This is a genomic window from Burkholderia sp. JPY481, from assembly GCF_038900515.1.
Lineage (GTDB): Bacteria > Pseudomonadota > Gammaproteobacteria > Burkholderiales > Burkholderiaceae > Paraburkholderia > Paraburkholderia youngii.
The window spans coordinates 600,376-613,387 of the sequence record NZ_JAYMRT010000001.1 but is presented as its reverse complement, the minus strand read 5'-3'; the positions used below and the strand labels follow the sequence as shown (position 1 = coordinate 613,387).

Here is a 13,012-nt window from a genome sequence, read left to right as displayed (position 1 = left end):
ATTGCCGGAGCACCCCGATGCATTCATTCCTCGATCATCGCCCGCATGTCCACTCTGCGTTCGTTCTCGGCGCTGCGGCGTTTCGCGAGCCACATCAGCACTGTGATGAAGCTGCCGAACACGACGATGATCCACTGCGCGGGCATCTTTGCCGTGAGCAGCAGCGCGTACACGCCGAGCATCAGCAGCACCGCGAGGTTCTGGTTGAAATTCTGCACGGCGATCGAGTGACCGGCCGACAGCAGCGTCGCGCCGCGATGCTGCAGGACCGCGTTCATCGGCACGATGAAAAAGCCCGACAGTCCGCCGAGCACGATCATCAGCGGGTAGGCCAGCAGAATGTAGTAGGGCGCGACGTGCGTGCCGAAGCGCAGCCCCGCGCCCGGCGGGAACAGGTCCTTGTTGTAGAAGGCCATCAAGATCGCCGCCGCACCTGTGAGCACGCCGACCGGCAAAACCTTCAGCGAGTGTCGCAACGGAATCAGCGCGGCCGCACTCGCCGCGCCGATCGCGATGCCGACGCCGGTCACGCCCTGCATCACCGCGGCTTTCGACAACGACAGCCCGAGGTTCACGTTCGCCCATTTGAGCACCAGCAGCTGCATCGTCACCGCGGCGCCCCACATCAGCGTGGTCACCCACAGCGCGATCTGCGCGAGCTTGTCGGCCCACAGCACGCGGAAGCAGTGATGGAAATCGCCGAGCAGCTTGCTCGGCTCGGTCAGCCGGTTCGGATAGCGCGCGCCGGTATCCGGAATGAAGATGTTGATCGCGGCGGCGATCGCGTAGGTGAGCATCACCGCGGCCATCGCGAGATCGGCGGCGGAGTGCATCAGCGGCAAATGCACGCGCGTGACGAAATGCTCGACGACGGTGCTGATCAGCGCACCACCGAGCATCGTGCCGACGATCGTCGACAGCACCGTCGCCGATTCGAGCCACGCGTTCGCGCGCACCAGCTTTTCGGCGGGCAGCAGCTCGGTGAGGATGCCGTACTTGGCGGGCGAATACGCGGCCGCGCCGAAGCCGACCACGCCGTAGGCGATCATCGGATGAACGCCGATGATCATCATCAGGCAGCCGCTCGCCTTCAGCGCGTTGGAGATGAACATCACGTGGCGCTTTTGCATCGAATCGGCGAACGCGCCGACAAAGGGCGCGAGCAGCACGTACGAGATCGTGAAGAAGACCTGCAGCAGCGGCGTAACCCACGCGGCCGAGCGCATTACGGAAAGCAGCGCGATGGCTGCGATCAACAGCGCATTGTCGGCGAGCGACGAAATGAACTGTGCCGCGATGATCGTATGGAAGCCTTTTTTCATGGGGCCGGTTAGAGTCTGCGCCCGGGGTGAACGTCGGACAGGGTCAAAGCGGGATGGAGCACAGAACGGTCCCGGCCGAGTCCCGTCCCGAGTCACCGCGGCTTTTCGGCACGCCGCCCCGTACGCCGCAGCGCCGCCAACAAAAAAGCGGCCGAAGCCGCTTTTCTGCACAACTCTTATACGTGGCCGCGGTTCCGCCGCGGCGGTGCACCTTACGCCGACTGCTGACGTGTGCGGCTATAGCGCGACAGGATCGGAATCATCTGCGCGTAGACCTTCGGGTTGCCCGCGACGACTTCGCCGACGTGCAGGAAATCCGAATCACCAGTGTAGTTGCCGACCAGACCGCCGGCTTCGGTGATCAGCAGGCTGCCCGCCGCGACGTCCCATGCGTTCAGGCCCTGCTCGAAGAAGCCGTCCATGCGGCCGGCCGCGACGTTGGCCAGATCGAGCGCGGCGGCGCCCGGACGGCGCAAGCCCGCGCAGGCTTCGGTCATCTCGGCGAACTGACGGCCGTACGATTCGATGCTGTCCTGCGCGCGGAACGGAAAGCCGGTGCCGATCAGGCAGTCGGCGAGGCGGTCACGCTTGGCGACGCGGATGCGGCGATCGTTGAGGAACGCGCCACGGCCGCGCGATGCGGTAAACAGATCGTTGCGGTTCGGGTCGTAGACGACGGCCTGCGTGACGATGCCCTTGTGCGCGAGCGCGATCGACACGCAGTAGTAGGGGAAGCCGTGGATAAAGTTGGTGGTGCCGTCGAGCGGATCGATGATCCACTGGTATTCGGAATTGTCGTTCGACTTGCCCGATTCTTCGGCGAGGATGGCGTGATCGGGATAAGCGGTCTTCAGCGTTTCGATGATCGCTGCTTCGGACGCTTTGTCGACCTCCGTGACGAAATCGTTGTGCTGCTTTTTGCTGACCTGAATCAGGTCGAGATCGAGCGATGCGCGGTTGATGATCTGAGCTGCGCGGCGCGCGGCCTTCACAGCGATATTGAGCATGGGATGCATAAACTGATCCTTGTGCCGGGGCAGCACGGCTGCCGGCCGGTAAATAAGCGCGAAACCTGCGCTAACGGGCGCCGCAACGACGCAAAAAACAGTACGGAACGGCAGCCCGGCTATCCAACCGGAGCGCATTCCGTCGACGGAGACGAATTGAATAAGAACGGTGCGGCCGGTTCGACGAAGGCTTTAGCAAACGTCGGCGCCGGACGCGAAAAGCGGTATTTTACCTGAGTCCGGCCGCCCTCGCGCAGGTGCTCGCTAACGTAGAGCCGATGTGCCGCACGGACGCCCGTTGGCGCTACCATACGCGTCTTGAGTTCTAGCCAGCCGAGTTTCATCGTGGATCACACCCACCATTCCTCCGATCCCGCCGTGGCCGATTTGCGCGGCGGCTTCACGTCGACGCGTTTCGTGCTGGTCGAGCCCAGCCATCCGGGCAATGTCGGCGCCGCGGCGCGCGCGCTGAAAACCATGGGCTTTTCGCGGCTCGTGCTCGTATCGCCGCGCGTGCCGAACGTGCAGAACGATCCCGAAGCGATCGCGATGGCGAGCGGCGCCGACGACGTGCTCGCCTCCGTGCACGTGGTGCCGTCGCTGGCCGATGCGCTGACCGGCGTGCACTGGTCGATCGCGCTGACCGCGCGGCTGCGCGAATACGGTCCGCCGCAATGGACACCGCGTGCGGCTGCCGCCGCCGCGCACGCCGAGGCGATGCACGGCGAGATCGCGCTGGTGTTCGGCAATGAGCGCACGGGCTTGTCGAACGAGGACGTCGAGCGATGCAGCGCGCTCGCGCATATTCCGGCCAATCCGGCCTACAGCTCGCTCAATCTCGCGCAGGCGGTGCAGGTGCTCGCCTACGAGCTGCGCACCGCGTATCTCGGCGCCGATGAAGCGACCGACGATGCGCCCGCCGCAGGGGCACGCATGGCGCCGGCCGAATCCGCCGGTACGCGCGCGCAGATGGCAGCCAGCGACGAGATCGAGAGCATGTTCGCGCATCTGGAAAGCGCACTGGTCGCGCTCGAGTTTCTCGATCCGGCCAATCCGAAGAAGCTGATGTCACGGCTGCGGCGGCTCTTCGCGCGCTCGGGCCTCGAGCGCGAAGAGGTCAACATCGTGCGCGGCATCGCCAAGCACATCCTGCTCAAGACCGGGCGGACCGGCTGACGGCCCGTTGACGATCCCGTCGCCGCGCACCAGTTGCGCCGCGTTCATCTGACGACAACCTTGCCGGTAACGGGGACTTCCGGCAGGTTTCGCGCAATCGCCCTACAATCCACGAAACGTTAGAAACAAAGCTGCCGCCATGCTAAGCGGCAGCCATGCCGTCACGTGTGGCGCGAAATGCAGAGGCCTGCGCAAGCGCAAAGCGCGCGGACCCGCTCACACAGACGGTTTTTCCCCCAAAACAACACAGTCCCTGCCATGTTCACGAGACTTCGCGAAGATATCGCCACGATCCGCGAGCGCGATCCCGCCGCCCGCAGCGCATGGGAAGTGCTCACGTGTTATCCGGGACTGCACGCGCTCATGCTGCATCGGATCGCGCACGCGTGTTGGCGCGCAAAGCGCCGTTGGCTCGCGCGTTTCGTGTCGCAGATGGCGCGCTTCATGACCGGTATCGAGATCCATCCGGGCGCGACCGTCGGGCGGCGCGTGTTCATCGATCACGGCATGGGCGTCGTGATCGGCGAGACCGCGCAGATCGGCGACGACTGCACGATCTACCAAGGTGTGACACTCGGTGGTACGTCGCTCACTCGCGGCGCGAAGCGGCATCCGACGCTCGAGCGTGGCGTAATCGTCGGTGCGGGCGCGAAAGTGCTCGGCAGTTTCACGATCGGCGCGGACGCGAAGATCGGATCGAACGCCGTGGTGACAAAGCCGGTGCCCGCGCGTGGCACGGCGGTCGGCAATCCGGCGCGCATCATCGTGCCGGCGTCGGTCGCCGCGGACGCGAACGGCGCCAACGGTGCGAACGCGAATGCAAACAACGCCGCGCGCGACGCGAAGCGTGGCGGCGAAATCAGCGCGTTCTGCGCATACGGCATTACGCCCAACGCGGACGATCCTGTTTCGCTCGCGATTCACGGTCTGATCGATCATGCGGCTACCCAGGCGCGGCGTATCGATGAAATCGTCGATGCGCTCGAGCGGCTCGGCACCAGCCTCGAAGGGCTGCAAGGCGCGGACGCGGCGTTGCTCGACTTGCGGCGTCTATCGGCGGCGATCGCGGGGAAGGTGGAAGGGGTGGCGGCGGAGCGCTAGATATCGGCGCTTCGACAGCGCGAAGCGCACGCCGTACTTACCGGTTCAATCCAGCGGCAACGCCCGAATCCCGTCGGCATCGATCTTCAGATAGCCGCCACGGCGCTCGCCGTGATCGAGATCCCAGTCTGGCAGAACCCAACGCGTGCCGCCCGGCTCGCGATGCCGCGCGGGCAGATGGGTATGCCCGTGAATGATCGTCGCGGTCTTCGATTTCCTGAACAGCGTGGCGACGCCGCGCGGGGTCACGTCATACTTGATCGACATTGGCCGCGTGCGGCCGTGCTCGCTCTTCGAGCGCATGTTCTCGGCGAGCTTGCGACGCCAGCGAAACGGCCACGCGAGAAACAGTGTCTGCGCGAGTCGATTGCGCGCGAAGCACCTGAACAACTGATAGCCGCGATCCGCGGTGCACAGCCCATCGCCATGGGCGAGCGCAATGCGCGTGCCGAACGCGGTGATCACGAATGGATCGGGCAGCCAGATCGCACCGGCAGCTTTCATGAAGCGCTTGCCCAGCAGAAAGTCGCGATTACCGTGCATGATGTAGAGCGCGATACCGCGCTCGGACAGCGTGTGCAGCAGCGCCGCAATACGGGCGACGAACGGCTCGCCCAGCATGTCGTCTCCGACCCAGTATTCGAACAGGTCGCCGAGGATGAAGACCGAGTCGGCCGCTTCAGCGTTCACGCGGATGAAGTGCTCGAACGCGGCGACCGTGCGCGGAATCGCCTCGCTCAGATGCAGATCGGAGAGGAAGAAAAAAGGGCGCGCGGCGTGCGGGTGTGGGCCCTCGCCTGGCACGCCCGCGGCGACGCTTCGCAGCGGCGTCTCTTGCAGCATTGAAGGTGCCTGATGTCAGTTCAAACGAGTCGACGCCCGCATGGGGCGCGACTCACTCACGGCTTAGCCGACGACGACAGCCTTTTCGATCACGACGTCATCGACCGGCACGTCCTGATGGAAGCCCTTCGAGCCTGTCTTGACCTTCTTGATCTTCTCGACCACGTCCATGCCTTCGACGACCTTGCCGAACACCGCGTAGCCCCAGCCTTGCGGCGTCGGCGACGAGTGGTTCAGGAAGTCGTTGTCGTTCACGTTGATGAAGAATTGCGCGGTCGCCGAATGCGGGTCGTTGGTACGTGCCATCGCGATCGAGCCGTTCTCGTTCTTCAGACCGTTGTTCGCCTCGTTGTTGATCGGCTCGGCCGTCGGCTTCTGCTTCATGCCGGGTTCGAAGCCGCCGCCCTGGATCATGAAGCCGTCGATCACGCGGTGAAACACCGTGTTGTCGTAGTGGCCGGCCTTCACGTAGTTCAGGAAGTTCTCGACCGACTTCGGCGCCTTTTCGGCGTTCAGTTCGAGTTTGATGACGCCGTGGTTCGTATGCAGTTCAACCATGATGGAATCCTTTGATGAACAGGTGGATAAAAGGCGCGTCGCGTCGTCATGCGTTGACGACAGGCCGCGCCGGGGCGTTGGTTGGGGCCGGGCTTCGGCCGCGCGGATTCGCTTGCTCGTGCGCCCGCCCGTTCGTTGTTATTTGCTCACCACCGTCGCCGACTGGATCACGACCGGTTTCTGCGGTACATCGCTCATCGGGCCGCGCGTGGTGGTGGGCGTGGCTTCGATGCGCTTCACGACGTCCATGCCGCTCGTGACCTTGCCGAACACCGCGTAGCCGTTGCCGTCCGGATTCGGGTAGTCGAGATTGGCATTGTCCACCGTGTTGATGAAGAACTGCGCGGTGGCGGAGTTCGGGTCGCTGGTGCGTGCCATCGCGATCGTGCCGGCGGTATTCTTCAGACCGTTGCGGCTTTCGAGCGGGATCGGCGCGCGCGTCGGCTTCTCGGCGAAGCTCTGCGTATAGCCGCCGCCCTGGATCATGAAGCCCGGAATCACGCGATGAAAGATCGTGCCGCTATATTGGCCGGCTTTCACGTAGTCGAGAAAGTTCGCGACCGTCTTTGGCGCCTTTTCGGGATACAGCTCGACGCGGATGTCACCCTCCGACGTCTTCAACAGCACGGAAGGATGAGCGGCCTGCGAACCGGACTGCGCATAGGCGGGTGCGTTTGCGATCAGGGCGGCGCTGCCGAGCGCCAACATCAACCATTTCATGAAAATCCTCGGGGTTGGAGAAAACGTGCGGCAGGCAAAGAGCCCGGCGCTCAGCGCGACGGCGCCATGTACGGCGGCATGGCGAGCGAGCCGTTCGGGCCGCCGAACTGGAAGCTCGGGCTGTCGGTAATGTTCGACGTGGGGTGCGCGGCGGGCCCGGTCGTCTGCTCGGCAGCGGGCTGCGACGCCGCGGCAACGGGCACAGCGGGCGACACGACCTTCTGGATGTCCGCGAGACGCTGCGCGGTCCTCGGGCTAGCCTTGCCGAGGCTTTCCGCGCGACGGTACGCGGCATCGGCGAGGCGCAGATAGAGGTCGCCGAGGTTCTCGAACGCGAGACCGTAGTTCGGATTGACCTGGGTGGCCATCTCGAGCGCGGCGCGCGCTTCGGTCAAGCGGCCTTGTCTCGCGAACAGCGTGGCGAGGTTGTTGTACGGTTCGGGCAACTCGGGATACAACTGCGTGAGTTCGGTGAACGCGGTGATCGCTTCGTCGTCGCGATTCAGATGCACGAGCACGTTTGCGCGTTTGAATTTCGCTTGTGCGTCGCGCGGGTTCGCGGCGACGCGCGCATCGAGTTGGGTCAGCGCGGCTTGCCAGTTTTTCTGCGCGATCGACGCGTCGATTTCGGGCGTGTTGTCACGCACGGCGGGGCCTTGCGGCATCACCGCCGCCTTCTGCGCATAAGCGCTCGCAACCGGCACCGCGGCAAGCGCGGCAACGACAGTGATTCGCCACGCGAGGGCGCGCGCCGCTTCGAAAGTAACGCCGCCAACAACGCCGCCGACAACGTCGCCAAACGCAATCGCGGCGAGGGTCGCAGCGCTGCGCGCGCGGCCGCTGGAGTGTTTCATAGGCTCAGGTCTGGATGTTATACTCCGAGCCATTCTAACAAAAGGTCTGCGCGTTCCGTCGAACCGCCGACTGTCTTTTCGCCACTCGTGGCCGTCTCCGCCCGGTTCGCAGTATCGTCTGCAGCCTGATCGCCGCACGAGGTGCGCCGGTTTAAGCTGTATGCGACGCACCCGTTGTCCTGTTGGTTTCGCGGGTCGCGACGCGCATGAAGCACAATGCGGACTTCTTTCGGCCCACGCACCGCTCTCTATGGAATCTCTGCGCATCTACAACACGCTCGCGCGTGACAAACAGACTTTCGTGCCGCTGCGCGAAGGTGTCGTGCGGATGTACGTCTGCGGGATGACCGTGTACGACTATTGTCACGTCGGTCATGCGCGGGTGATGGTCGTGTTCGACATCGTGCAGCGCTGGTTGCGCGCGCTCGGGTACAACGTGACCTACGTGCGCAACATTACCGATATCGACGACAAGATCATCAAGCGTGCAGTCGAGAACGGTGAAACTATCAAATCGCTGACTGATCGCTTCATCGCCGCGCTGCATGAAGACGCGGACGCGCTCGGCATCGAGCGTCCGGACATCGAGCCGCGCGCGACCGACTTCATTCCGCAGATGCTCGGCATGATCGAGGCACTCGAGAAAAACGGCTACGCGTACCAGGCGAGCGACGGCGACGTCAACTACGCGGTACGCAAATTCGCAGGCTACGGCAAGCTGTCGGGCAAGTCGCTCGAAGACCTGCGCGCGGGCGAACGTGTCGCGGCCAACGACGCGAAACAGGACCCGCTCGACTTCGTGCTGTGGAAGCAGGCGAAGCCCGATGAACCGGCCGACACCGGCTGGGATTCGAAGTACGGGCGCGGTCGTCCCGGCTGGCACATCGAGTGCTCGGCGATGGGCTGCACGCTGCTCGGCGAACAGTTCGACATTCACGGTGGTGGTCAGGATCTGCAGTTTCCGCACCACGAAAACGAGATCGCGCAAAGCGAGGCCGCGACCGGACAAACATTCGTCAATTATTGGATGCACAACGGCTACGTACAGATCGACAATGAGAAGATGTCGAAGTCGTTGAACAATTTTTTTACGATTCGCGAAGTGCTCGCGCAGTACGATGCAGAGGTGGTGCGTTTCTTCATCGCTCGCGCACATTACCGCTCGCCGCTGAACTACAGCGACGTGCATATCGACGACGCGCGCAATGCGCTCGCGCGTTTATACACGGCGTTGAAAGACGTGACACCCGATAATGCCGCGCTCGACTGGAACGAAGCGTACGCGCAGCGTTTCCAGGCAGCGATGAACGACGACTTCAACACGCCGGTGGCGGTATCGGTGCTGTTCGAACTGGCCACTGAAGTGAATCGCACGCGCGACCCAGCGCTGGCCCGTCAATTGCGCGCGCTTGGCGCGGTGCTCGGGCTGCTTGGACGCGAACCGCGTGCGTACCTGCAGCAGGCAGCGGGTGCTGCAGCCGAAGGCGCGCTCGAGCCCGCCGCGATCGAAGCGAAGATCGCCGCGCGCATCGCCGCCAAGCAGGCAAAGGACTATGCGGCAGCAGACCGGATCCGGGCTGAATTGCTCGAGGCCGGCGTTGCCCTTGAAGACAAACCCGGCGGGTTGACCGAGTGGCGGCGCGTGTGAGCGCACCTCGTACTTCCCTCTGAACGACTCGCCAGGCAGGAGGCAGGATGGCAACGGCCACGAAGACGCCGGCTAAACGCGCGGCGTCTCAAACCAGTGCGGCTGCCGCAGCATCGGCAGCCGCAGCCAAGTCGACGCGTGCGTCGACTCGCGCGGGAGATGGCGCGATAGACAAAGCGTCATCGAAAGCGGGCGGGGCGGCGAAAGCCGGCTCGGCCGCGGCAAAGAAGAGCGCGGTCAAACGCTCGCTTAATGGTGCGGGCGGCGCGGGCACTGAAGCCGCGCACGCGCCGGCCGCGAAGCGCGCGAAAACGGCCTCGCCGACGAAGGGCAATGGCGCAGTGCCGGCCGAACTGGCCGGAGACGTGCAGGAACTCGCACGCGATACCAACGCAGGCGAAGTCGTGCGCAAGACGCGTGTGTCGGCCACCTCGGCGAGCACGGTCAGCGCCGGCGGCGAAGCGGCCGGTGTCGCATCGCTCGCGAACGAAGTCGCGGTGCCGGTGCAGATCGGCGGCCTCGCGCCTGAAGTCACGCGTCCCGCGTATTGGGATAAGGCGTGTGCAGACCTCGTCAAGCGCGATCGCATTCTGAAAAAGCTGATTCCGAAGTTCGGCCCCGTGCATCTTCTGAGTCGTGGCGATCCGTTCGTCACGCTTGCGCGCTCGGTGGTCGGCCAGCAGATTTCGGTCGCGTCGGCGCAGGCGGTGTGGGCGAAGGTCGAAGCCGCGTGTCCGAAGCTCGTGCCGCAGCAGTTCATCAGGCTTGGTCTCGAGAAGCTGACCGCGTGCGGTCTGTCGAAACGCAAGGCCGAGTACGTGCTCGATCTCGCGCGGCATTTCGTGTCGGGCGCATTGCATGTTGGCAAATGGACGTCGATGGACGACGAGGCGGTGATCGCCGAACTCACGCAGATTCGCGGCATCGGCCGCTGGACCGCGGAGATGTTCCTGATCTTCAACCTGTCGCGTCCCGACGTGCTGCCGCTCGACGACCTCGGCCTGATCCGCGCGATCAGCGTCAACTATTTCAGCGGCGAACCCGTCACGCGCAGCGAAGCGCGCGAGGTTGCCGCGAACTGGGAGCCGTGGCGCACCGTGGCGACCTGGTACATGTGGCGTAGTCTCGATCCGTTGCCGGTCGACTACTGAAGAAGAACAGGAAGCGAAGCCGTTTCAAAGGCTATCGTGTATATCATGTCGATAGTTGAGAAATGGTTTTGACATCGGCTCGCGCGGTTAGAATACGCGCTGCCCGGTAAGTCCAAGGATTACAACCAATGAAGACCACGTTTCTGGATTTCGAACAGCCGATCGCTGAACTCGAAGCGAAGATCGAAGAATTGCGCTTCGTGCAGGACGACTCGGCCGTCGATATTTCGGAAGAGATCGAGCGGCTGTCCAAGAAGAGCCAGCAGCTCACCAAAGATCTGTATGCGAACCTCACACCTTGGCAGGTTTCGCAAATCGCCCGTCATCCGCAGCGTCCGTACACGTTCGACTACGTGAGCGAGCTGTTCACCGACTTCCATGAACTGCATGGCGACCGCAGCTTCGCGGACGATCTGTCGATCGTCGGCGGTCTCGCGCGGTTCAACGGTCAGGCGTGCATGGTGATCGGTCATCAGAAGGGCCGCGACACCAAGGAGCGCGCGCTGCGCAACTTCGGCATGCCGCGTCCGGAAGGCTATCGTAAGGCCGAGCGTCTGATGCGTCTCGCCGAGAAGTTTGGCCTGCCGATCTTCACGTTCATCGACACGCCGGGCGCGTACCCCGGCATCGGCGCGGAAGAGCGCGGCCAGTCCGAAGCGATCGGCCGCAATCTGTACGTGATGGCCGAGCTGAAGACGCCGGTGATTGCGACAATCATCGGCGAGGGCGGCTCGGGCGGCGCGCTCGCGATCGCAGTGGCCGACAGCGTGCTGATGCTGCAGTTCTCGACCTACTCGGTGATTTCGCCGGAGGGTTGCGCGTCGATTCTGTGGAAAAGTGCCGCAAAGGCGCCGGAAGCAGCGGAAGCGCTCGGCTTGACCGCGCATCGCCTGAAGGCGCTCGGTCTGATCGACAAGATCGTCAACGAGCCGCTCGGCGGCGCGCATCGCGATCCGAAGGGCATGGCCGCGATGCTGCGCCGTGCGCTCGCCGATTCGCTGCGCCAGTTCCAGGGTATGAGCACCAACGACCTGCGCGAACGCCGTTTCGAACGGCTGATGGCGTACGGCAAATTCAAGGAAACGACGCCGGGCGCATAAGCCCGCGCGTTGACCTGTCTCTATCGTCCACCGGCGCTTTCCGCGCTAACGACGTGACCACCACCGCCGACTCATCCGCCGAGCGCCTCGTGATCGAGGCGCTCGGCGCGGCGCTGTCCGGGCTCGATCCGAACGCGCGGATTGCGCTCGCATTCAGCGGCGGGGTTGATTCCAGCGTGCTGCTCGATGCGGCGGTGCGCGTCGCGGGTGCGTCGCGTTGTGTCGCGCTGCATGTGCACCATGGTTTGAGTCCAAATGCCGATGCGTGGCTCGCGCATTGCGAGGTATTCGCGCGCGAACGTGGCGTGGAATTCGACGCGCGACGCGTGGACGTTTCCCGCGCGCCGGGCGTGAGCATCGAGGCCGCGGCACGCGACGCGCGTTATCGCGCGCTCGACGCGATGTGCGCAGCGCACGACATCAGCACGCTATGGCTCGCGCAGCATGCGGACGATCAGGCCGAGACCGTGCTGCTGCAACTGCTGCGCGGCGCCGGTCTCGCAGGGCTCGCGGCGATGGCGCCCGGCTCGCAGCCGACGGGTGCGTCGACGACACGTATGCGGCCGCTTCTGCATCTGCTGCGCGCGCAACTCGAACGCTATGCGAGCGCGCGAAAGCTGCGCTGGATCGACGACGAATCGAATGCGGACATGCGGTACGCGCGCAACGCATTGCGTCATCAGGTGATGCCGGTCCTCGCGGTGCACTTTCCGGGCTTTCGCGATGCGCTCGCGCGCACGGCCGCGCATGCGGCATCCGCGCAGCGCTTGCTCGATACGCTCGCGCGCGCGGACATGGAGAGCGCGGCGCGCGATGAAGGACGCGCGCTCGCGCACGACGCGCTGCTTGCCCTCGACGACGATCGCGCGCTGAATCTGCTGCGCTACTGGATGCGTACGCTCGGCTTCATCGCCGCATCGAGCGCACGTGTCGCGGATGCGCTGCGGCAGTTGCGCGAAGTCGGTGCGGGGCAGGACGGACATCGTCTGCGTATCGATCATGCGGGGCATGCGTTGCGCAGCTATCGCGGCCTCGTCTACTGGGAGGCCGGCGACAGCAGCGAGCCCGCCGACGAAACCGCGCTCGTGGAGCGCGAGATCAGCGAACTCGCGTGGCAGGGGCAAGAGGTCTGGCATCTGCCGCAATGGCGGGGCACGTTCGTGTTCGCGCTGGTGGATGCAGCCGCTGCCTCCGACGTCGCAGACGCATCGCCCGAAGCGCCACATGACGAAGCATCGGATACCGTTCCCGTCGGCGTCCTGCAACGCGCTTCGCTAAGCGTGCGGGCGCGCCGCGGCGGCGAACGCATGCGCGTCGGTGCGTCGAATGCGCCGAGCCGCACGCTGAAGAACCTGTTTCAGGAGCGCGGCATTCCCGCATGGAAGCGCGACGTGCCATTGCTTTACGTCGGCGATGAACTGCTGTTCGTGCCGCTGATCGGCGTGAATCGTGGGACGGTGCGCGACGCATCCGAGCACGAACCGCGCGTGAAAATCGCATGGCGCGAAGATCTGCTGATCGCCTGAGTGCCG

General features: G+C 64.4%; 13 protein-coding genes. 7 read left to right on the top strand and 6 right to left on the bottom strand.

The annotated features are described in order from the left end of the window. Positions 1-23: 23 nt before the first annotated feature. Complete coding sequence (lplT, locus tag VSR82_RS02825) at positions 24-1,322, bottom strand: lysophospholipid transporter LplT (RefSeq protein WP_429458830.1); 1,299 nt, start codon at positions 1,320-1,322, stop codon at positions 24-26. Positions 1,323-1,534: 212 nt separating this feature from the next. Continuing rightward, a complete protein-coding gene (locus tag VSR82_RS02820) occupies positions 1,535-2,338 on the bottom strand; it encodes an inositol monophosphatase family protein (RefSeq protein WP_429458832.1) in 804 nt (267 codons plus the stop codon). On the opposite strand from VSR82_RS02820, the gene VSR82_RS02815 reads away from it, so the two are divergent. From VSR82_RS02815 to cysE, 3 genes are all read left to right on the top strand, one after another. After that, positions 2,333-2,566, top strand: coding sequence for a hypothetical protein (locus VSR82_RS02815; RefSeq protein WP_429458834.1), 234 nt, complete (start codon positions 2,333-2,335; stop codon positions 2,564-2,566). The genes VSR82_RS02820 and VSR82_RS02815 overlap by 6 nt on opposite strands. Before the next feature lie 108 nt (positions 2,567-2,674). Then, positions 2,675-3,505, top strand: a complete 831-nt coding sequence (locus VSR82_RS02810; RefSeq protein WP_368586088.1) for an RNA methyltransferase — start codon at positions 2,675-2,677, stop codon at positions 3,503-3,505. A gap of 258 nt (positions 3,506-3,763) precedes the next feature. After that, positions 3,764-4,606: a serine O-acetyltransferase gene (cysE, locus tag VSR82_RS02805; RefSeq protein ID WP_429458836.1), complete on the top strand. Its 843-nt coding sequence runs from the start codon at positions 3,764-3,766 to the stop codon at positions 4,604-4,606. A gap of 45 nt (positions 4,607-4,651) precedes the next feature. Here cysE and VSR82_RS02800 read toward each other — a convergent pair whose 3' ends face one another. The 4 genes from VSR82_RS02800 to VSR82_RS02785 form a co-directional block, all read right to left on the bottom strand. Next, positions 4,652-5,449 (bottom strand): UDP-2,3-diacylglucosamine diphosphatase, encoded by a 798-nt coding sequence (locus VSR82_RS02800; RefSeq protein WP_368586090.1) that lies wholly within the window; start codon positions 5,447-5,449, stop codon positions 4,652-4,654. A gap of 63 nt (positions 5,450-5,512) precedes the next feature. Next, positions 5,513-6,007, bottom strand: coding sequence for a peptidylprolyl isomerase (locus VSR82_RS02795; protein WP_368586091.1), 495 nt, complete (start codon positions 6,005-6,007; stop codon positions 5,513-5,515). Between the two features lie 138 nt (positions 6,008-6,145). Next, the gene (locus tag VSR82_RS02790) at positions 6,146-6,727 is read right to left on the bottom strand and encodes a peptidylprolyl isomerase (protein ID WP_429458839.1); all 582 of its coding nucleotides are present in this window, start codon (positions 6,725-6,727) and stop codon (positions 6,146-6,148) included. Positions 6,728-6,777: 50 nt separating this feature from the next. After that, positions 6,778-7,581 (bottom strand): tetratricopeptide repeat protein, encoded by an 804-nt coding sequence (locus tag VSR82_RS02785; RefSeq protein ID WP_429458841.1) that lies wholly within the window; start codon positions 7,579-7,581, stop codon positions 6,778-6,780. A 250-nt stretch (positions 7,582-7,831) separates the two neighbouring features. Here VSR82_RS02785 and cysS point away from each other — a divergent pair, with 250 nt between their 5' ends. The 4 genes from cysS (at position 7,832) to tilS (ending at position 13,006) form a co-directional block, all read left to right on the top strand. Next, entirely contained in the window at positions 7,832-9,229 is a 1,398-nt protein-coding gene (gene cysS, locus VSR82_RS02780) for a cysteine--tRNA ligase (RefSeq protein WP_368586093.1), read from the top strand. Positions 9,230-9,276: 47 nt separating this feature from the next. Then, positions 9,277-10,380, top strand: a complete 1,104-nt coding sequence (locus VSR82_RS02775; protein ID WP_429458843.1) for a DNA-3-methyladenine glycosylase family protein — start codon at positions 9,277-9,279, stop codon at positions 10,378-10,380. A 128-nt stretch (positions 10,381-10,508) separates the two neighbouring features. Beyond that, the gene (locus tag VSR82_RS02770) at positions 10,509-11,480 is read left to right on the top strand and encodes an acetyl-CoA carboxylase carboxyltransferase subunit alpha (protein WP_368586095.1); all 972 of its coding nucleotides are present in this window, start codon (positions 10,509-10,511) and stop codon (positions 11,478-11,480) included. A 53-nt stretch (positions 11,481-11,533) separates the two neighbouring features. After that, on the top strand, positions 11,534-13,006 hold the full coding sequence (gene tilS, locus VSR82_RS02765; protein WP_429458845.1) for a tRNA lysidine(34) synthetase TilS: 1,473 nt from the start codon (positions 11,534-11,536) through the stop codon (positions 13,004-13,006). Positions 13,007-13,012 lie beyond the last annotated feature (6 nt).

What these genes read in the sequence shown, in the direction of transcription:
- VSR82_RS02785 (WP_429458841.1), bottom strand. Translation starts at nt 7,581, where the DNA reads ATGAAACACTCCAGCGGCCGCGCGCGCAGCGCTGCGACCCTCGCCGCG.
- VSR82_RS02770 (WP_368586095.1), top strand. Translation starts at nt 10,509, where the DNA reads ATGAAGACCACGTTTCTGGATTTCGAACAGCCGATCGCTGAACTCGAA.
- VSR82_RS02795 (WP_368586091.1), bottom strand. Translation starts at nt 6,007, where the DNA reads ATGGTTGAACTGCATACGAACCACGGCGTCATCAAACTCGAACTGAAC.
- VSR82_RS02775 (WP_429458843.1), top strand. Translation starts at nt 9,277, where the DNA reads ATGGCAACGGCCACGAAGACGCCGGCTAAACGCGCGGCGTCTCAAACC.
- VSR82_RS02790 (WP_429458839.1), bottom strand. Translation starts at nt 6,727, where the DNA reads ATGAAATGGTTGATGTTGGCGCTCGGCAGCGCCGCCCTGATCGCAAAC.
- cysE (WP_429458836.1), top strand. Translation starts at nt 3,764, where the DNA reads ATGTTCACGAGACTTCGCGAAGATATCGCCACGATCCGCGAGCGCGAT.
- VSR82_RS02800 (WP_368586090.1), bottom strand. Translation starts at nt 5,449, where the DNA reads ATGCTGCAAGAGACGCCGCTGCGAAGCGTCGCCGCGGGCGTGCCAGGC.
- lplT (WP_429458830.1), bottom strand. Translation starts at nt 1,322, where the DNA reads ATGAAAAAAGGCTTCCATACGATCATCGCGGCACAGTTCATTTCGTCG.
- cysS (WP_368586093.1), top strand. Translation starts at nt 7,832, where the DNA reads ATGGAATCTCTGCGCATCTACAACACGCTCGCGCGTGACAAACAGACT.
- VSR82_RS02815 (WP_429458834.1), top strand. Translation starts at nt 2,333, where the DNA reads ATGCATAAACTGATCCTTGTGCCGGGGCAGCACGGCTGCCGGCCGGTA.
- VSR82_RS02820 (WP_429458832.1), bottom strand. Translation starts at nt 2,338, where the DNA reads ATGCATCCCATGCTCAATATCGCTGTGAAGGCCGCGCGCCGCGCAGCT.